Origin of the sequence: Flavobacterium sp. CAN_S2 (assembly GCF_015752255.1) — a bacterium.
Classification (GTDB): Bacteria; Bacteroidota; Bacteroidia; order Flavobacteriales; family Flavobacteriaceae; genus Flavobacterium.
The window spans coordinates 969290-988672 of sequence record NZ_JADOVA010000001.1; the positions used below are offsets into that span (position 1 = coordinate 969290).

General features: G+C 36.6%; 18 protein-coding genes. 12 read left to right on the top strand and 6 right to left on the bottom strand.

Features of this window, described 5'->3' with window-relative positions:
• Positions 1-4 precede the first annotated feature (4 nt).
• On the top strand, positions 5-709 hold the full coding sequence (gene truB / locus IWX80_RS04350) for a tRNA pseudouridine(55) synthase TruB (protein ID WP_442899830.1): 705 nt from the start codon (positions 5-7) through the stop codon (positions 707-709).
• On the opposite strand, the gene IWX80_RS04355 is transcribed toward truB, so the two are convergent.
• Positions 706-1311 (bottom strand): thioredoxin family protein, encoded by a 606-nt coding sequence (locus IWX80_RS04355; protein WP_196852299.1) that lies wholly within the window; start codon positions 1309-1311, stop codon positions 706-708. The genes truB and IWX80_RS04355 overlap by 4 nt on opposite strands.
• Positions 1312-1416: 105 nt before the next feature.
• On the opposite strand from IWX80_RS04355, the gene IWX80_RS04360 reads away from it, so the two are divergent.
• The 3 genes from IWX80_RS04360 (at position 1417) to frr (ending at position 3655) form a co-directional block, all read left to right on the top strand.
• Positions 1417-2196 carry a patatin-like phospholipase family protein gene (locus IWX80_RS04360; RefSeq protein WP_196852300.1) on the top strand — a complete coding sequence of 260 codons (780 nt, stop codon included), beginning with the start codon at positions 1417-1419 and terminating at the stop codon, positions 2194-2196.
• Positions 2197-2263: 67 nt separating this feature from the next.
• A complete protein-coding gene (gene pyrH, locus IWX80_RS04365) occupies positions 2264-2971 on the top strand; it encodes a UMP kinase (protein WP_196852301.1) in 708 nt (235 codons plus the stop codon).
• Positions 2972-3091: 120 nt separating this feature from the next.
• A complete protein-coding gene (frr, locus tag IWX80_RS04370) occupies positions 3092-3655 on the top strand; it encodes a ribosome recycling factor (RefSeq protein WP_113634119.1) in 564 nt (187 codons plus the stop codon).
• A gap of 138 nt (positions 3656-3793) precedes the next feature.
• Here frr and IWX80_RS04375 read toward each other — a convergent pair whose 3' ends face one another.
• From IWX80_RS04375 to IWX80_RS04385, 3 genes are all read right to left on the bottom strand, one after another.
• A complete protein-coding gene (locus IWX80_RS04375; protein ID WP_196852302.1) occupies positions 3794-4099 on the bottom strand; it encodes a YbjQ family protein in 306 nt (101 codons plus the stop codon).
• Between the two features lie 115 nt (positions 4100-4214).
• Positions 4215-4544 carry a DMT family transporter gene (locus IWX80_RS04380; protein ID WP_196852303.1) on the bottom strand — a complete coding sequence of 110 codons (330 nt, stop codon included), beginning with the start codon at positions 4542-4544 and terminating at the stop codon, positions 4215-4217.
• A 1-nt stretch (position 4545) separates the two neighbouring features.
• Positions 4546-6816: a cation:proton antiporter gene (locus tag IWX80_RS04385; RefSeq protein ID WP_196852304.1), complete on the bottom strand. Its 2271-nt coding sequence runs from the start codon at positions 6814-6816 to the stop codon at positions 4546-4548.
• Between the two features lie 197 nt (positions 6817-7013).
• On the opposite strand from IWX80_RS04385, the gene IWX80_RS04390 reads away from it, so the two are divergent.
• Complete coding sequence (locus IWX80_RS04390; RefSeq protein WP_196852305.1) at positions 7014-9440, top strand: efflux RND transporter permease subunit; 2427 nt, start codon at positions 7014-7016, stop codon at positions 9438-9440.
• Positions 9441-9528: 88 nt separating this feature from the next.
• On the opposite strand, the gene IWX80_RS04395 is transcribed toward IWX80_RS04390, so the two are convergent.
• Positions 9529-9987 carry an RNA methyltransferase gene (locus IWX80_RS04395; protein ID WP_196852306.1) on the bottom strand — a complete coding sequence of 153 codons (459 nt, stop codon included), beginning with the start codon at positions 9985-9987 and terminating at the stop codon, positions 9529-9531.
• A 308-nt stretch (positions 9988-10295) separates the two neighbouring features.
• On the opposite strand from IWX80_RS04395, the gene asnS reads away from it, so the two are divergent.
• Entirely contained in the window at positions 10296-11732 is a 1437-nt protein-coding gene (gene asnS, locus IWX80_RS04400; protein ID WP_196852307.1) for an asparagine--tRNA ligase, read from the top strand.
• Between the two features lie 83 nt (positions 11733-11815).
• A complete protein-coding gene (gene rpoN / locus IWX80_RS04405) occupies positions 11816-13282 on the top strand; it encodes an RNA polymerase factor sigma-54 (protein ID WP_196852308.1) in 1467 nt (488 codons plus the stop codon).
• Positions 13283-13441: 159 nt separating this feature from the next.
• Here the strand turns inward: rpoN and IWX80_RS04410 are convergent, their stop codons facing one another.
• On the bottom strand, positions 13442-14035 hold the full coding sequence (locus tag IWX80_RS04410) for a thymidine kinase (RefSeq protein ID WP_196852309.1): 594 nt from the start codon (positions 14033-14035) through the stop codon (positions 13442-13444).
• Positions 14036-14283: 248 nt separating this feature from the next.
• Here IWX80_RS04410 and IWX80_RS04415 point away from each other — a divergent pair, with 248 nt between their 5' ends.
• From IWX80_RS04415 to recJ, 5 genes are all read left to right on the top strand, one after another.
• Positions 14284-15363 (top strand): hypothetical protein, encoded by a 1080-nt coding sequence (locus tag IWX80_RS04415; RefSeq protein ID WP_196852310.1) that lies wholly within the window; start codon positions 14284-14286, stop codon positions 15361-15363.
• Between the two features lie 77 nt (positions 15364-15440).
• Positions 15441-16154 (top strand): 16S rRNA (cytidine(1402)-2'-O)-methyltransferase, encoded by a 714-nt coding sequence (gene rsmI / locus IWX80_RS04420; protein ID WP_113634130.1) that lies wholly within the window; start codon positions 15441-15443, stop codon positions 16152-16154.
• Positions 16155-16156: 2 nt separating this feature from the next.
• Complete coding sequence (locus tag IWX80_RS04425) at positions 16157-17209, top strand: flavin monoamine oxidase family protein (protein ID WP_196852311.1); 1053 nt, start codon at positions 16157-16159, stop codon at positions 17207-17209.
• Positions 17210-17223: 14 nt separating this feature from the next.
• Positions 17224-17571, top strand: coding sequence for a HopJ type III effector protein (locus IWX80_RS04430; RefSeq protein WP_196852312.1), 348 nt, complete (start codon positions 17224-17226; stop codon positions 17569-17571).
• A gap of 103 nt (positions 17572-17674) precedes the next feature.
• Positions 17675-19375 (top strand): single-stranded-DNA-specific exonuclease RecJ, encoded by a 1701-nt coding sequence (recJ, locus tag IWX80_RS04435; RefSeq protein ID WP_196852313.1) that lies wholly within the window; start codon positions 17675-17677, stop codon positions 19373-19375.
• Positions 19376-19383 lie beyond the last annotated feature (8 nt).

Consider the following 19383-nt stretch of genomic DNA (forward strand, 5'->3'; position numbering starts at 1 on the left):
TCCTTTGAAGACAGCCGAAGATTACTTAAATGGACAAATTTTACTCATTGATAAACCCTTGAATTGGACTTCATTTCAGGCGGTGAATAAATTGAAATGGGCATTAATAACCAAACTGAATCTGCCAAAAAAATTCAAGATTGGTCACGCCGGAACTTTGGATCCTTTGGCAACTGGATTGTTATTAGTTTGTACTGGAAAATTCACCAAAAGAATCACTGAACTTCAGGGTCAAGCCAAAGAATACACCGGAACTTTTCACATTGGAGCCACAACGCCTTCGTATGATTTAGAAACGGAAATTGACCAAACTTTCCCAACGGAACATATTGACGAAGCTTTAATCCATGAAACTGTCAAACAATTTCTAGGCGAAATCGATCAAAAACCTCCAATTTATTCGGCTATAAAAAAAGATGGCGTTCGCTTGTATGAGCATGCCAGAGCAGGAGAAACCATTGAAATTGCGACCAGAAAAACAACCATCCACGAATTTGAAATCACCAGAATTGCACTTCCTGAAATTGATTTCAGAGTCGTTTGCAGCAAAGGAACCTATATTCGTTCTCTGGCTTTTGATTTTGGACAAGCAATGAATTCCGGTTCGCATTTAACGGCTTTGCGCCGAACAAAAATTGGTGATTACGACGTTAATGAAGCTATCGTTCTTGAAACATTTGAAGATTCTATTTCTCCAATTGAAAATTAACGTTCCAATTCAAGCATCAAACCAACTAATTCGTTTTGTGTCGTGATTCCTTTGTCATGCAAATACCAAAGCTGCAAATTAGTTTTTAAGGTTTCATCAATAACGCCAAATTCTTTTTTGTAATCAGCAACCAAATCAGCGGCAGCTTTAGGTCTTGGACCCCAATTTCCCAGTACACTTCCCGTTTCCTTATCTACAACAATTAGTATTGGAATCGCTTGCTTTTTATTGGTCAAAAACAACTTCATCAATTCTTCATTTTCATCACGCAACACAATTCTCAAATCAATTTTACCGGATTCCACTGCCATTTTATTAATAATTGGTAATAGTTGCGCAGCATCACCGCACCAACCTTCCGAAATTACTAACCAAATATATTCGCTCTTTAAAGATTGTAATGCACTACTATTTTCCTCAGTGATTTTGATTGTTTTATCCAGACGATTCATTCTGGTTTCATTCAATTCGCTATAATGTGTTAAATCTTCGGATTGTTCGTTACCAGTCGATTTTTTTTCGAGTAATAAATCTGTAATTAATTTTCTATATTCTGAATACGAATGACTATTAAACAATGCTTTGGCTACTGGAATTTTCATAATGAATTATTTGTTTTCACAAAGTTACCACAAAAATGAAGCATAAATATGATATCTATCACTTTCAATTCCGCAAAAAGAGTAATTTTATAACAAATAATAAAGATGGATTTAAAAACAAAATCGATAGGACTGGTTCTTTCCGGTGGCGGATCTAAAGGCTTAGCACATGCGGGCGTTATAAAATTCCTGGAACAGCAGGACATCAAACCGTGTCAAATTGCAGGAACTAGCGCCGGATCAATTGTAGGCGCATTGTATGCTTGGGGAAAAACACCCGAAGAAATTTTAGAATTTTTTAAATCCATTTATCTATTTCATTGGAAACATCTTACTTTCAAAAAAGCGGGATTAATTGATTCCGAATCCTTCCGCATTTATTTTCACAGTATTTTTGGCGATGCTATTTTAAGCGATTTGAAAATTCCGATTCAAATTACAGCAACCGATATGGTTCGGGGAAAATTAAAAGTATTTGGTCCTAAAACAAAAATCGTTGATGCTATTTTAGCCTCTTCTGCCTTTCCGGGAATTCTGTCGCCGTATGAAATAGAAGGAAGTATATACAGTGACGGCGGCATATTAAACCATTTTCCCACTGATATTCTGCAAGGTCAATGTGACACAGTAATAGGGGTTTATGTAAGTCCGATTCAGAAAATTGAAGCCAAAGATTTGCGTTCTATCAAGGCAGTGACGACAAGGGCTTTTGATATTCTTTCGGCAAATTCAAATATGCATAAATTTAATATTTGTGATTGGGTTATAGAACCAAAGGATTTGTGTCTCTTCAGTACTTTTGAAACGAGCAAAGTAAAGATGAATGCAGTTTTTAACATTGGCTATGAAGCCGCTAAAAAATCGTACGAAAAACTTAGTTTATAAAATTTAGGCAACATTATATTAAAAAAAAAGAATATTCTATATTTGCAACAATCAACTCAACACACACATGAAATACAAAAGAATTCTTCTGAAACTAAGTGGCGAAGCTTTAATGGGCGACTTGCAATACGGAATTGACCCAAAAAGACTTGCTGAATATGCTGATGAAATCAAGCAAATTCATGATAAAGGAGTAGAAATAGCCATTGTAATAGGTGGTGGAAATATTTTTAGAGGAGTTGCTGGCGCAAGCGCAGGAATGGATCGAGTTCAAGGAGATTATATGGGAATGCTAGCCACCGTGATCAACGGAATGGCATTACAAGGCGCACTGGAAGAAAAAGGTATGAAAACCCGTTTGCAAACGGCGTTGAAAATGGAATCCATAGCAGAACCTTACATTAAAAGAAGAGCGGATCGTCATCTGGAAAAAGGAAGAATCGTAATCTTTGGAGCCGGAACCGGAAATCCATATTTCACAACTGATACTGCAGCAGTTCTACGTGGTATTGAAATAAATGCTAATGTGATTCTAAAAGGAACTCGTGTAGATGGTGTTTATGATTGTGATCCAGAAAAAAATGCATCGGCTGTGAAATTCGATTTCATTACCTTTGAAGATGTCCTTAAAAAAGGATTGAATGTAATGGACACCACCGCATTTACATTAAGCCAGGAAAATAAATTACCAATCGTGGTTTTCGATATGAATAAAGTAGGAAACTTATTGAAAATCTGCGAAGGAGAAAATATAGGAACTGTAGTAAATATATAATAGACTGTTGGATTACTTAGATTGTTAGATAGATACACACGATGATTAGCAAAACTAAAAATCTAAAAAATCTAAAAACGTAATAAATCTAAGAAGTCTAAAAATCTAAAAATCTAAATTATGACTGAAGAAATTGAATTTATATTAGATAGTACTAAGGAATCCATGACGGGTTCTATTGCGCATTTAGAAAAAGAATTTTTGAATATTCGTGCTGGAAAAGCATCTCCAGCCATGCTTGGAAGTGTATTTGTAGATTATTACGGATCTGCAACGCCACTTTCGCAAGTATCAAAAATCAGTGTTCCTGATGCTAGAACTATTACATTGCAACCTTTTGAAAAAAACATGCTGCAAGTAATTGAAAAAGCAATTATGGTGGCTAATATTGGTTTTAATCCGATGAACAACGGTGATGTAATTATCATCAGTGTTCCTGCATTGACTGAGGAAAGAAGACGCGATCTTGCCAAACAAGCCAAAGTTGAAGCTGAAGACGCTAAAGTAGGTATCAGAAATGCAAGAAAAGATGCGAATACAGATATCAAAAAATTAGAAAAAGAAGGAACTTCCGAAGACATTTGTAAAAGTGCCGAAGAAGAAGTTCAAAACTTAACTAATACGTTTATTCGTAAAATTGATGAACTTTTAGTGGTGAAAGAAGCTGAAATTATGAAGGTGTAAACCTGATTTGTAAATACTACAAAACCGTCTTGTTATGGAACAAGGCGGTTTTTTTTTGGTTGTTGTCACGACTTATTAGCTCGATTTGTTTATTTCTAAACTAATTCTTTAAAAAAAAGAACTCACATCAAAAGCAACCTACCGTTTGACAATACTTACTGCTGTTCCTGTTATCATTACTGTGATTAAACCTTCGCCACTTTTAAGTTCAACATCTACTTGAATTCCTACAACTGCATTGGCGTTCATTTTCTCAGCATTTAATTTTAAATTAGCAAATGCCTTTTCTCTGACTTCTGAGATACTTTCACTAATACCGTCGTAGTATTTTTGCATGCTAAAAGTCAAGCCCATTTTTTGCATGTTAATTGCAGTTGCTGAAACAATGCCGTTGTACTCGAGTATTTTATAATCTTCAATTGAGTTGGTTGTGGTTAAAATCATAATTTTTATATTGTTATTAAATTAATAGTTATGAGTTAAAGGCTTGTAAACATTGGTACTACTTTTAGCGCGGTTCATCAAAAAAAAGTCTCCCTGAAAAAGGTATTAAATCTCGCTAATGACTGGAAACAAATTTCAGTCCAATAATAGAACTGATTAGCGTGGTGATGAAAAATATTCTCCAGAAATCAGCCGGTTCTTTAAAAACAAAAATCCCAACCAGAACAGTTCCCACTGCTCCAATTCCGGTCCAAACTGCATAAGCAGTACCAATAGGCAATGTTTGTGTGGCTTTGTAAAGCAAAACCATACTTATTATCAAACAAATTAAAAATCCGCCCAACCATAATGTTGCTGTAGTTCCGGTGCTTTCTTTGGCTTTGCCTAAACAAGTGGCAAAACCCACTTCAAAAAGACCTCCGATAATCAATAATATCCAGTTCATCTTATTGTTTTAAAATTAATACCGACGGAACGCCGCTCAACCAATCACTTCTTGAATCTACAAGCGCTTTCCAACTTTCGAGACTAATCAGCATTAAATCCTGCTGCGCCAACAATTCCTCTTTAATTATTTTATCGGTTATCAGACTTATATTGTTTGGATATTTTTGTTCCAAAGAATCAATAGCGCTGTTCATTACAAAATTAGTCGTAAGATGTCCGTTTACATCCAAAATAACAATTTTAGCGTTATTATTGTATACTAATTTCTGAATATAATCAATCACAAACGAATCTTCGGGACTGAAAATTGGAATAAAAACATGATTTACGTGCTGCAAATCTTTATCAATCAAAATCCCGATTGGCATTTTGGTTTTAGAAATAATCTGTCTCGTTCTTTCGTCAAAAGGAGAGTTTTCGAACAAGCCTTCTTTCCCGGTAAACTTATCAATCAAACGATCCGGATTGATTATTCTGGTTGTAAAACCAATTACTTTTCCAAGAATAGTCCCTTCAAATATTGATTTCCCCAAACCTATCAACAGCAAATCATAATCGCCTTGATTAGCTACATCAGCGATTTCGGTTTCAATATCCATCGTTGCTTTAAAAATGGTGGTAATATCTTGTTTGAGCACTTGGGATTCTTCAACAATGGGGTAAAAACTATTTTTTTCTTTGTCTTCCAAATTAAAAGTATGCACCTCATCGCTTAAAGACAAATGCATCACGGTAATACTGGAAGTACTTTTTTGTTTTTTTATCAAACTGTTTGCCAATCGCAATAACGATTTTCCTTTTTCATTGTTTCCAAATGAAATTAGAATTCGGTATTTATTGTGGTTTGTTTGTTCTATAATTTCGACACCGTCTTTCGTTTTAAAGATATAATTGATTAAATCCAAAGCCGGTCCCGTCATAAAAGTAGTAACAAGCGCCATAATCACCATCATGGTAAACACTTCGGGAGTCAAAACTTTAAGCTCTAAACCAATGTTCAACACAATCAATTCCATCAAACCTCTGGTATTCATCAATGCGCCAATGGTCAAACTATCACGCCAGCTCTGCCCTACAAATTTGGCTGCCAAGGCACTTCCTAAAAATTTCCCCACTACAGCCACCAAAATAATAAAACCAGTCACCTTCCATAAATACGGATCGTTAAGAAGACCGATTTCTGTTTTCAAACCCGTGAATACAAAGAACAAAGGCAGCAAAAGAATTAACGCCACATCCTCTACTTTTTCTATGAATATGGTTCTGAATTTTGGAACATCCGGCATAATTGCTCCCGCCATAAACGCTCCAAATAAGGCATGAATCCCAATCACCTCAGTAGCATAAGACGAAATAATAAGCACCAGAAAAAAAATGGCCACAACCGGTTTGATAATAGTATCTTTTGAACCATATAAATCTCCGATTCGCTTTAAAAATGGCTTTACAATATAAATCATGGCAATAACATAAAGTACTGCCAACATAATAATGTATAGCGAACTAACGAAAGTTCCCGCTTTGACAATGGCAATTACCACCGCCAAAATACACCAAGCCGTAATATCATCGGCAGCAGCACACGTAATAACGATAGCGCCTAATTTGGTTTTATGAATCCCTCGTTCCTGCACGATTCTAGCCAAAACCGGAAAAGCGGTGATGCTCAATGCAATTCCCATAAACAAACTAAAGGAAAGGAATTTAACACCTTCAGGAGCAAATCGATTATACACAAAATATGCCAGTCCTATTCCAAGAGCAAACGGAATTACAATACTCGCATGACTGATGACTACCGCCTCGTTGGCTTTATTTTTCAGCACTTTCAAATCAAGTTCCATTCCGATGACGAACATAAAAAGGATTAATCCTATCTGACTTAAAAATTTTAAATTCCCTAAGGACTCAACAGGAAATAAAGCGCCAGAAAATTCAGGAAAATACATCCCTAACAATGAGGGCCCGAGTACAATTCCCGCGATAATTTCTCCAATTACGGAGGGCTGTCCTATTTTCTTGAAAACCCAACCAAAAACTCGGGCGACAAGAATAATGGTTATGATTTGTGCCAAAAGAATCGCCAAAGGATCTTGAAAATTGTGTTGCATCGAAGTTAGAAAATCGCCCCAAGAACCCTTTCCGCTCTCAGGAGTAACTATTGTTTCTGCCACTTCTAAACGTTTCCCTTTGGTTATAATCCAATACATCAAAGCAGTAAAACCGCCTGTTATCACCAAATAAAAAACTGTATTTTTATAATTCTTCATATACTATTTTATGTCAGTATTCTCAACTGTGAACCATCACGATGAGAATTCAAATGTATCAATTATATCTCAAAAAAATATTTAATTACAAATAAAATAAAGTTGCGTTAATATTGGGATATACTCCTAAAAAGTTTGCATTAAAACAAATGATTTATAGCGGTTTTAACTACCTTTACCGCCGTTAAACAGTAAATATGATCAAGTGGTTCAGTTTAGGATTTTGGGAATTAATAGCCCGAATTGTCCTTAGAAATAGAATTTTAATGTTATCCATTATTGTTGTGATAACTGCGCTTTTAGCACTGCAATGGAAAAATATCCACTTCACTTTTACTGAAGCCAATTTATTGCCGGATGATAATATTGTAAATATTGAGTACAACGCCTTTTTGAACAAATTTGGTGAAGAAGGAAATCTGGTCATCATCGGTGTAAAAGACGACGCCATATTTACCCCAAAAGCCTATGCTTCCTGGAGTAAAATGATGAATACCCTCAAAGGAGACAAAGCGGTTGATTTAGTGGTTTCGCTAAATGACTTAAAGAAATTACAAAAAAATGATTCGCTGGAAACCTTTGAACTGGTTCCTTTTGTGGACCAAAGCAAAACTGTTGACCCGGCTTATCTTCAAAAAATAAAAAAAGAACTTTTCAATGATTTGCCTTTCTATGAAGGATTGCTTTTCAACAAAAGATCTGGAAGCATTCGCTCTGCTGTTTACATGGATAAGAAAATTGTAAACACGGCAGCCAGAAAAGATTTTGTCCTTGATAAATTGGTTCCCGCAGTCGAAACATTCGAAAAAGAAACTGGAATCGACCTGCGAGTTTCAGGAATGCCTTACATCCGAACGCTGAATGCAAAAACCATTACTGATGAAATTAGCATCTTTATTGGAGCCTCATTATTAGTCACTTCACTGCTTTTCTTTTTCTTTTTTAGAAGTTTTAGAGCTACATTAATATCAATGATTATTGTTATTATTGGCGTCATGTGGTCTTTTGGTTTTTTAGGATTATTGAATTACGAAATAACAGTTTTAACGGCCTTAGTTCCTTCTTTAATCATCGTTATCGGGATTCCGAATTGTATTTTCCTGACCAATAAATACCATCAGGAATACAAAATTCACCACAATAAAGCCAAAGCCTTACAGCGTGTCACCACCAAAGTGGGAATGGCAACTTTGATGACGAATCTTACCACAGCGATAGGTTTTGCTACGTTTGTGGCTTCAAACAACCAATTGTTATTGGAATTTGGGGTCGTGACTTCTATCAATATCATGGCACTTTTCTTTTTGTGTATCATTGTCATCCCTATTTTTCACAGTTACATTCCGGCACCAAAAGAACGTCACATTGAGCATTTAGACCGTAATTACGTGAAGGTTTTCATGGATTGGATCCTGAGAAACGTGAAATACAATCGCTTTTCAATCTATGTCGTTTCCATTATTTTACTTGTCATTAGCATTGTGGGAATCTACGAAATGCGCATTTCCGGCAGTTTGATTGAAGACATGCCGAAAAAAGAAGCCTTTTTTGAAGACATTGTTTTCTTCGAAAAAGAATTTGATGGCGTGATGCCACTCGAAATTATGATTGACACCAAGCGCAAAAAAGGAGTCATGAAATTATCTACGCTAAGGCGGATGGAAGAGCTAGAGGAAACCATTGACGAAATCCCGGAATTATCTAAACCTATTTCGATTGTGAATCTGGTAAAATATTCCAAACAGGCGTATTACAACGGAAACCCCGATTATTACGATTTACCAAGTTCACAAGAACAGTCGTTTATTTTGTCGTATGCTAAAAATGCTACGAAAAACTCGAAAGACAATCTGATGAAAAGTTATGTGGATTCCACGGGACAATTTGCCCGAATCACGACTTTCATGCGCGATGAAAACGGCGATAATATTGCCAAAATTGAAGCCGAAATTCGCAAGAAAGCTGATAAAATTTTCCCGCCAGATCAATATAAAGTCACTATCACCGGAAAAGCTTTGGTTTTTCAGAAAGGAACTGGTTACTTGCTGGACAACTTACTTTCGTCACTGGCATTTGCCTTTTTCCTGACTGCGCTTTTGATTGGTTTTATGTTCCGTTCGTTCAAAATGGTTTTGGTTTCAATCATTCCAAATTTACTTCCGTTAATGTTAACCGCAGGAATCATGGGATTTCTGGACATTCCGTTGAAACCATCGACGATATTGGTTTTTGGAATTGCGTTTGGACTTTCGGTGGATGACACTGTGAGATTCTTGTCTCAATACCGTGAAGAATTAAAGAAAAACAACTGGAAAATCCGCAAATCTGTTTACGCCACATTTACGGACGCCGGCTTGAGCATGTTCTATACTTCTATCGTATTGTTCTTTGGATTTTCGGTATTTATGTTGTCCAGTTTTGGAGGTACAATTGCACTTGGCGGATTGATTTCACTGACATTATTGTTTGGAATGCTGTCGAATTTAATGTTGTTGCCGGCTTTGGTACTGACCTTGAATAAAACATTGGCTAACGAACAAGATTTTATAGAACCGAAAATAGATATCATCGAACCAAGCGATGCCGAAATTGATGATTTAGAAAAGAAAAAATCAGATAATTAGTCGCTATTATAATATAATCTTTCCAATCCTGTCAGGTTTTGAACCCTGATAGTATTAGGTTTAAAATAGAAAATAAAAACAGTTATTTTTAAGATCTGAGTTTGTTAAGACCACGATCATACAGAACAATGCTTCCTGCAACAGAAACATTCAAACTTTTTTCGGATTTGAATTTTACGAGGTAATGACATTTGGCAATGGCTGCTTTTGATAGCCCGTTATCCTCAGCACCCAATAGATACACACAACGTCTTGGATGTTCGAAAGTTTCTAAATCAGTTGCGTTTTCATCTAATTCGACACCTACGAGGCGAGCGCCTTTGGGTAAATTTTTATAGAAATCTTCAAAAGTTTCATAATGAAAGTAAGGAATTGACTTTACAGCATTATGTGTATCGCAAGCCTGCTTGGCGTAGCGATTACCAATTGTAAAAATATAACTTGCACCAAGATTTTGTGCTGTGCGCCATAATACACCCAAGTTCTCAGGAGTTTTACCGTTTTGAATCCCAATACCAAAATACTCTGTTACAAAATTGTCGTTCATAGGGCAAAAATACAAACTGTTACTAGGTTTGTCAAGTTTTTAAAATATTTATGCGTGCAGTCTTTCGTTCATCGAATTGTTTTTTATTGGGACAGCTTCTAATTTTGCTTGAAAAGAAAAAATTCCACCACAACCTAGCCCCGATAGCAGCGGCATCCTTTTACTTTTTTCTTTAAAAAGTAAAAGATATAGTGAATAGCGGGAAATAGCTCCTGATTACCCTATTTCTTACAATGACTTTTCAAACAAATCATTTATATTTGCAGTTCAGTCACGAGACAATTTTTAATATCAATTATATACATAAAATGAGACATACAAAAGTTAAAGACTTACTAAACAGCACAAAAACGCTTCATGAAGTAAATGCAAAAGGATGGGTGAGAACTTTTAGAAACAATCAATTTATTGCCTTAAACGATGGTTCGACCATTGATAATATACAATGTGTTGTCGATTTTGAGAACACGCCAGACGAAACCTTGAAGAGAATTACTACTGGAGCAGCAATATCTGTAACAGGAACTTTGGTGGAAAGTAAAGGTGCGGGACAGAAATTTGAAATTCAGGTGGCTAAACTGGAAATCCTTGGAGATTCAGATGCAGAGAAATTCCCGATACAACCAAAAAATAAACCGAGCTTAGATTTCTTGCGTGAAAATGCGCATTTAAGAGTTCGTACCAATATGTTTGGAGCGATTATGAGAGTGCGTTCGGTATTGTCGTATGCGGTTCATAGTTATTTTCAGGAAAAAGGTTTTGTGTATGTTAATACACCAATCATCACGGGTTCGGATGCTGAAGGTGCAGGTGAAATGTTTAAAGTTACTGCTTTGCCATTTGACGGAACGCCAAGAACCGAAGACGGAAAGGTGAATTATAAAGAAGATTTCTTCGGGAAAGAAACGAACCTAACGGTTTCGGGACAACTGGAAGGAGAAACTTTTGCAATGGCTTTGGGTCAGATTTATACTTTTGGACCAACATTTAGAGCTGAAAACTCGAACACTTCGCGTCACCTTGCGGAATTTTGGATGATTGAGCCAGAAGTGGCGTTCAATGATTTGAATGATAATATGGATTTGGCTGAAGATTTTATTCAATACGTAATCAAATACACGATGGACAAATGTCCTGAGGATTTGAAATTCTTGGAAACACGATTATTGGATGAAGAGAAATCAAAACCAGTTGCGGAAAGAAGTGAAATGCCACTTTTAGAAAAATTAAACTTTGTTTTAGAAAACAATTTCAAACGAGTTTCATACACGGAAGCAATTGATATTTTAAGAGAATGTACGCCAAATAAAAAGAAAAAATTCAACTATATCATTAACGAATGGGGCGCTGATTTACAATCAGAACACGAACGTTACTTGGTAGAAAAACACTTTAAATGTCCGGTAATCTTGTTTGATTATCCAGCAAATATCAAAGCATTTTACATGCGTTTGAACGAAGACGGAAAAACGGTTCGCGCGATGGATATCCTTTTCCCTGGAATTGGAGAAATTGTGGGAGGTTCTCAAAGAGAAGAACGTTTTGATGTTTTGGTTGAAAAAATGAAAGCCTTAGGAATTGATGAAGAAGAATTATGGTGGTATCTTGATACCCGAAGATTTGGTTCAGCGGTTCACTCTGGTTTTGGACTTGGGTTCGAAAGATTGGTGTTATTTGTAACAGGAATGACAAACATTCGTGACGTAATTCCTTTCCCAAGAACGCCAATGAATGCGGAATTCTAAAAATTTGTTTCAAGTTTAAAGTTTAAGGTTGTTGAAAGTTCAGCAACTTTAAACTTTAAACCTTAAACTTTTAAACAATAAAAATGCTAAAGCAATTCTTAAATTTAAAATTATCACAGAAATTATCTCCACAGCAAATTCAGCTGATGAAGTTAATTCAATTGCCTACGCAAGCTTTCGAACAACGTTTATTGGAAGAAATGAACGAAAATCCAGCTTTGGAAGCCGGAAAAGAAGAAGATGAGTATGAAAAGGACGAGTTCGAAAACGAAGATTATGACGATTATGATGATGCCGAATCGGAGCGTATTGACGCCGAAGACATCAACATTGACGAATATTTAAGCAACGACGAAACTCCGGATTATAAAACACAGGCTAACAATTATAGCGATGATGACGATGATCGCGAAACACCTTTTGCAGCACCGGTGAGCTTCCATCAGGATTTAATCAATCAGTTGAATACTTTTATCCTGAATGATGAGGAGCGTGAAATTGCTGAATTTTTAGTAGGAAGCATTGATGACATGGGTTATATCCGCAGAAGCGTTCCTGATATGGTAGACGATATGGCTTTTACCCAAGGTATTTACACCGATGAAAAGATGGTGGAGAAAATGTTGCAGGTGATTCATGAACTCGAACCATCCGGTGTAGGAGCACGTGATTTACAGGAATGTTTATTGTTGCAATTGAAACACAAAACTCCAACGGAATACGTGGAATTAGCCACTGATATTATCGAAAATCAGTTTGATGCTTTTACCAAAAAACATTACGATAAACTGTTACAAAAATATAATGTTTCGAATGAGCAACTGAAAAAAGCGATTCACGAAATAGAAAAACTGAATCCAAAGCCAGGCGGATCATTTACTGGAAACAACAAAGTAACTGAAAATGTGGTTCCTGATTTCGCCATCAGAATTGTGGACGGTGAACTGGAATTGACCTTAAACGGACGAAATGCTCCTTCCCTGCACGTTTCTAAAGATTATCAGGAAATGATGCAAACGTATAAGGATTCCCGTGATAAATCAACGCAGCAAAAAGATGCAGTGCAGTTTATCAAACAAAAACTGGATTCGGCTAAATGGTTTATTGACGCTATTCGCCAACGTCAGGAAACGCTTTTTGTAACCATGAATGCGATTATGCATTATCAAGAAGAATATTTTCTGGACGGTGATGAAACCAAGTTGAAACCGATGATTCTGAAAGATATTGCTGATATGGTAGGTCTTGATATTTCTACAATTTCACGTGTGGCGAACAGCAAATATGTGGAAACGCCTTATGGGACGAAACTGATAAAAGAATTCTTCTCGGAGTCGATGAAAAATGACCAAGGCGAAGATGTTTCTACACTGGAAATCAAGAAAATTCTTCAGAACACCATTGAGGAAGAAGATAAAAAGAAACCACTTCCGGACGATCAACTGGCTGAAATCCTTAAAGAAAAAGGTTATCCAATCGCAAGAAGAACAATAGCAAAATACAGAGAACAACTCGATATCCCGGTAGCGAGAATGAGAAAGAAGATGTAAGATTGTTGATTTAGAAATATTAAAAAGGGGGAATTTGTTTTGAAACAAATTCCCCCTTTTTTATAAATTAACCCTTTCAGAGTTTAAAACTCTGAAAGGGTTATATATTTCAATCCAGTTCCGGCTCCCTCTCCTTTGGAGAGGGCTTGGGGAGAGGATTTATTTTTTCTCCTGATCTTTTTTCATCGCGTGAAAATACGCTGCACGACTCAACGGTTCGTATTCTTCGGTTTCGCCCAGCATAACCAGTTTATCATTATCCGTTTTACGGAAACTATAATTAGCGAGATTTCCGGTACGGGTACATACGGCATGCACTTTAGTCACATATTCGGCAGTTGCCATTAATGCGGGCATTGGACCAAAAGGATTTCCTTTGAAATCCATATCTAATCCGGCAACAATTACCCGGATTCCTTGATTAGCTAAATCATTACAAATTTTGACAATTTCGTCATCAAAAAACTGTGCTTCGTCAATGCCTACAACATCACAACCTTGCGCCAAAATAGCAATATTTGCAGCAGCAGGAACAGGCGTAGAACGGATTTCATTGGCGTCATGAGACACTACCATTTCATCATCATAGCGTGTATCGATTGCCGGTTTGAAAATTTCGACTTTTTGCTTGGCAAACTGCGCTCTTTTCAAACGACGGATCAATTCTTCGGTTTTACCCGAAAACATGGAGCCACAAATGACTTCGATCCAACCAAATTGTTCTTTATGATTTACTGTATTTTCGAGAAACATTTTGTATTTTTCTGACTTAAAAAATGAATAGTTTTTATTACTTTGTAATAGACAAACCGACTTAAAAATTTTATACTTTTACGTCGTTTCAAAAGTATAAAATTTATATCAAATCGGAGATTCGCGAGCATTTATTTAAAAAAATAAAAATCGTCCATACAAAGATTCCCTTTTCTGGGGACAATATAAAAGGTAATACAAAAACGCATCAAAAAAGTCCCGCCTAACACCCTATAATTTCAACAGTTATGAAAAAAAAATTGGAAGCCGATTTAATCAGCATTGCACACAGAATATTACAGCTAAAAAATAAATCTGATATCAATCAATTATATCTGGAAACGCAGAAGTTATATGAAAAACTTTCTGTCTTACGATTTGTGGACGAACATTTCAGTGAAGCAAAACCAACTATTGGTATTACGGAAATTAGCAAAGAAATAGAAACTATTTTTGATACAAGGGAGTCGGTTCAACCGGAGGCATCAATTGTAATTGAAGAAACTGCTGTAGAAGAAGTTGTTGAAACAATTTTGGAAAAAACCGAAGAAACAACTCCTTCAGAGGAACAAGAAACTGTTACCACAGAAGAGGAAAGTGCTGTCGAAGAAGAAGAAATGGCAACTGAGGAAATCCAAGAGGAAGAAACAATCACTGAGAAAACTGTTGCTGAAGGTGCAGATGAAATGCCTTTGGAACAAATAGAAGAAGTAATTGATGCGAGTGAGAAAGACGAAGAAACTGTGGTAGAGCGAGAAATAGTTGCTACAACAGAAATGGAAATTGAAGAAGAAACAGTGGAACCTGAAGCGCCTTTTGAACCTGCTTTTGAATTATCACAGGAAAAAGAAGTGCAGACCGAGTTGGAAATACCAAAGAAAGCTGAAGCCGTACAAATCTCTTTTGAGGATTTATTAGGTGGCAATTACCATGATACGCTTTTTGTAAAAAAACAGCAAGTCGATAATATTCCAACTGCAATAGTTATTGAAACTCCAAAAGAAGTGTTGCCTGCTGAAGAGCCAAAATTAGAAAATATTCCAGCAGAATCTACTGAAAAAACGGAACCAAAAATAGTTTCTTTGAACGATAAGTTAGCCAAAGGGATCAACATCGATTTGAATGATCGTTTGGCCTTTATAAAACATCTTTTCGGCAACAGCAGCGAGGATTACAACCGTGTTTTAAGCCAACTTATCACGTTTGACACTTTCTACGAAACCCGAGATTTCGTTCAGGAAATGGTAAAACCAGATTACAACAATTGGGAAGGAAAACAAGATTATGAGGAACGTTTCATGGATATTATAGAGAAAAAATTCTTGTAATTATCCTGTAACTTTTTCTGAATATACATTTGAACAAATACAGATTTCTGTAAAATTTGTATTTAATTACTTTATCTATGTCAAAATTATACATCGTTCCTACGCCTATTGGCAATCTTGAAGACATGACTTTTCGAGCCATTCGGATTCTTAAAGAAGTCGATTTGATTCTCGCTGAAGATACGCGTACGAGCGGAAAATTGTTAAAGCATTTCGAAATTGGCACCCACATGTACAGCCATCACATGCATAACGAACACAAAACCGTTGAGAATTTAATTTCGAGATTGAAAGCTGGAGAAAATATCGCATTAATCTCGGATGCAGGAACTCCCGCAATTTCAGATCCCGGTTTTTTATTAACTCGCGCTTGTGTTGAAAATGGAGTTGAAGTAGAATGTTTGCCTGGAGCAACCGCATTTGTACCTGCATTAGTGAACAGTGGCTTGCCCAATGATAAATTTGTATTCGAAGGCTTTTTGCCTGATAAAAAAGGGAAACAAACCCGTTATTTGGCTTTAGCCGAAGAAACCAGAACGATGATTTTATATGTTTCACCGCATAAATTACTAAAAACTTTAGCGGAATTCATTACTTATTTTGGTGAAGACAGACCGATTTGTGTGTGCAGAGAATTATCAAAACTACATGAAGAAAATGTTAGAGGAACGGTACGGGAAGTTTTGACTCATTTTGAAAAAATAGCTCCCAGGGGCGAAATCGTTGTGGTTGTAGGTGGAAAACCAATAACAAAAGAGCCTAAAAAATCTAAATTCTCAGCTGAAGAATAATCATGAAAAAGGAAAAAGTTATTGTAATCGGTGCGGGACTTTGTGGACTCTACACTGCTTTTTTACTTCAAAAAAAGGGAATAGAAGTTCTGATATTAGAAGCTAATACCAGAATTGGAGGTCGCATAAAAACCATAACCGGGACAACAGCAGTCACAATGGAAATGGGTGCGACTTGGTTTGGAAACCAACACAGCCATCTTCTGGAAGTACTCCACACTTTAGAACTCTCTTATTTTAGACAACATATAAAAGGCATTTCATTATTTGAAACGATGTCTTTTGTGCCGCCGCAAAAATTTGAAATATCAGATTTCGAAGAACCTTCTTTTCGTATTGAGGGCGGAACGGCAGCACTAATTGATAGATTAGTCTCTGAGATTGGGATGCAAAATATTAAAACACAAACCGAAATAGTCGCAATAAAAGAGCAAAATAATCAATTAATAGTAATGGATTCAAGCGGAAACACTTATTCAGCCGATAAAGTAATCAGCACTATTCCACCCAATTTGTTTGTAAACTCGGTGATTTTTGAACCCAAATTACCCGAAAATTTCACACAACTAGCCAAGAAAACACACACTTGGATGGGCGAATCCATAAAATTCGCTGTGGAATATAAAACTCCTTTTTGGAAACAGAATAATTATTCTGGAACGTTATTCAGCCAAGCCAGTATTATTCAGGAAATGTACGATCATAGCACAGCTGATAATTCCGGTTTTGCATTAAAAGGTTTCCTAAACGGCGGAACCGCAGTACTGTCTTTTGAAGAGCGCAAAGAAAAAGTAATAGCGCAACTAACGGCTTTCTTTGGACCAGAAGCTTCGGATTATGTAGCCTATTACGAGAACGTTTGGAGGGAAGAACCGCTTACATTTCAGCCGTATGAACAACTCGTATTAGCGCACCAAAACAACGGACATTCCTTTTTCAAAACACCATTACTAAACGATAAATTATATGCTTCCGGAGCAGAAACTGCCACTCAAAACCCTGGTTATATGGACGGCGCTATTTTTGCCGCAAAAACAATCGATTCTCAATTCTAACAATTAAAATTAATATGACTATAGCTGCTTTTTTAAAAAAATTAAAACAAACGCCAGAAGCAATAGTATTTCCAGAAACCATTGCAACTATCGAAGAAAACTACGACTTTACACCTACAGCATTCGAGAATGGTTTGCAACACAATGCAGCAGGAGAAAATTCAGGATCTTGCAAATTATTTTCGTTCGCCGAAATTCAAAACTTATCAGAAGCAGAAACATTAGCCTGTTTTGGAGCCTATTATTACGAAGATGTTTTACAAAATCCAAACGGAACTGATCATCAAAACATCCGCAATTTCATGAAAACCGGTTGGGATGGAATTGCCTTTTACGGAAGTGCTTTAGTGTTGAAAAAATAAAAATTGTTAAAATGCTAATTCCTATTATTAATCGACAGACATAATTAGCGAATTAGCGGTGGTTCCCTTTTCGAATTCCTAAATTCTATAATACCAAATCACTATGCGTTGGACCTTAAAACCAAAACCTTCCGAGGAGACTGTACAACATTTGGCGAAAGCGTTGAATGTAGAAGATTTTGTGGCCACTTTATTAGTGCAACGCGGTATTGAAACATTTGAAGATGCCAGACGGTTTTTTCGCCCGAGTTTAGCTGATTTGCACGATCCATATTTGATGAAAGATATGGAAAAAGCAGTCGCTCGCATCGAAAAAGCAATTGAAAACGAGGAAAATATTCTTGTTTTTGGTGATTATGATGTCGATGGGACCACGGCAGTTTCACTCGTTTCTTCCTATCTAAAAACCTATTATCCGAACGTGGCGACCTACATTCCGGATCGTTATGACGAAGGCTATGGAATTTCATTTAAAGGAATTGACTTTGCTGATGACAATGGATTTTCGCTTATAATTGCTTTGGATTGTGGTATAAAATCTATCGATCATGTGAGGTACGCCAAAGCAAAAAATATCGATTTTATCATTTGTGACCACCATAGGCCAGGAGAATTCTTACCCGAAGCTATTGCCATTCTCGATCCAAAAAGAGACGATTGTTCCTATCCCTACGATGAATTGTGCGGTTGCGGAATAGGTTTCAAATTGATTCAGGCTTTGGGCCAAAACCGAAATGAAACAATCGATGATTTGATTCCCTATTTGGATTTGGTTTCAGCTGCGATTGCTGCTGATATCGTCCCAATGACCGGAGAAAATCGGGTGCTGGCTTATTTTGGATTGCAGGTCATTAATTCTGACCCAAGACCGGGAATCAAAGCCATCATTCACCAAATAAAAAAACAAACCTTAGATATTACCGATGTTGTTTTCATCATCGCACCCAGAATAAATGCCGCCGGACGCATTAAACACGGAAATCATGCGGTGGAATTATTAACCGAATTTGATTTTGAGCAAGCCCAACAATTTGCTTCTGAAATCGAGGCGTATAATTCGGAGCGAAAAGATTTAGACAAATTAATCACCAAAGAAGCATTAAAACAAATTGAGGAAAACAACGAAAAAGAACGTTTTACCTCTGTAGTTTTTCAAGAAGATTGGCACAAAGGCGTGATAGGAATTGTCGCTTCCCGATTGATTGAAACCTATTATCGTCCGACACTTGTTTTTACAAAAAGTGGCGATAAATATGCCGCTTCAGCACGTTCCGTAAAAGGGTTTGATGTCTATAATGCACTCGAAGCGTGTACCGAACATTTGGAACAATTTGGCGGTCACATGTATGCTGCAGGAATGACATTAAAGGAAGAGAACTACCAAATCTTCAAAGATGCTTTCGAAAAAGAAGTCGAAAGAACCATTCATCCCGATATGTTGACACCAGAAATTGCGGTAGATGCCGAGATTGATTTTGCAGATATTACTCCAAAATTAATCCGAATCCTGAAACAATTTGAACCGTACGGACCACAAAATATGACTCCAATTTTCCTGACTAAAAACATCAAAGACACTGGTTATGGTAAACCTATGGGGCAAGAAGACGAACATCTAAAACTTTTTGTCAAACAATCACGAAGCCTCGGGACCGAAGGTCTAGCTGCTATTGGGTTTAATTTGGGAAACAAAATCGAACTGACTACGCATCAAAAACCTTTTCAAGCGGTGTATTGCATCGATGAAAACGAATGGAAAGGTAAATTCAGTTTGCAATTGCGATTGCGAGATATTAAAGAATGATTCTATTA

Coding starts and splice junctions, on each gene's coding strand:
- IWX80_RS04355 (WP_196852299.1), bottom strand. CDS start 1,311: ATGAAAATTCCAGTAGCCAAAGCATTGTTTAATAGTCATTCGTATTCA.
- IWX80_RS04360 (WP_196852300.1), top strand. CDS start 1,417: ATGGATTTAAAAACAAAATCGATAGGACTGGTTCTTTCCGGTGGCGGA.
- pyrH (WP_196852301.1), top strand. CDS start 2,264: ATGAAATACAAAAGAATTCTTCTGAAACTAAGTGGCGAAGCTTTAATG.
- frr (WP_113634119.1), top strand. CDS start 3,092: ATGACTGAAGAAATTGAATTTATATTAGATAGTACTAAGGAATCCATG.
- IWX80_RS04375 (WP_196852302.1), bottom strand. CDS start 4,099: ATGATTTTAACCACAACCAACTCAATTGAAGATTATAAAATACTCGAG.
- IWX80_RS04380 (WP_196852303.1), bottom strand. CDS start 4,544: ATGAACTGGATATTATTGATTATCGGAGGTCTTTTTGAAGTGGGTTTT.
- IWX80_RS04385 (WP_196852304.1), bottom strand. CDS start 6,816: ATGAAGAATTATAAAAATACAGTTTTTTATTTGGTGATAACAGGCGGT.
- IWX80_RS04390 (WP_196852305.1), top strand. CDS start 7,014: ATGATCAAGTGGTTCAGTTTAGGATTTTGGGAATTAATAGCCCGAATT.
- IWX80_RS04395 (WP_196852306.1), bottom strand. CDS start 9,987: ATGAACGACAATTTTGTAACAGAGTATTTTGGTATTGGGATTCAAAAC.
- asnS (WP_196852307.1), top strand. CDS start 10,296: ATGAGACATACAAAAGTTAAAGACTTACTAAACAGCACAAAAACGCTT.
- rpoN (WP_196852308.1), top strand. CDS start 11,816: ATGCTAAAGCAATTCTTAAATTTAAAATTATCACAGAAATTATCTCCA.
- IWX80_RS04410 (WP_196852309.1), bottom strand. CDS start 14,035: ATGTTTCTCGAAAATACAGTAAATCATAAAGAACAATTTGGTTGGATC.
- IWX80_RS04415 (WP_196852310.1), top strand. CDS start 14,284: ATGAAAAAAAAATTGGAAGCCGATTTAATCAGCATTGCACACAGAATA.
- rsmI (WP_113634130.1), top strand. CDS start 15,441: ATGTCAAAATTATACATCGTTCCTACGCCTATTGGCAATCTTGAAGAC.
- IWX80_RS04425 (WP_196852311.1), top strand. CDS start 16,157: ATGAAAAAGGAAAAAGTTATTGTAATCGGTGCGGGACTTTGTGGACTC.
- IWX80_RS04430 (WP_196852312.1), top strand. CDS start 17,224: ATGACTATAGCTGCTTTTTTAAAAAAATTAAAACAAACGCCAGAAGCA.
- recJ (WP_196852313.1), top strand. CDS start 17,675: ATGCGTTGGACCTTAAAACCAAAACCTTCCGAGGAGACTGTACAACAT.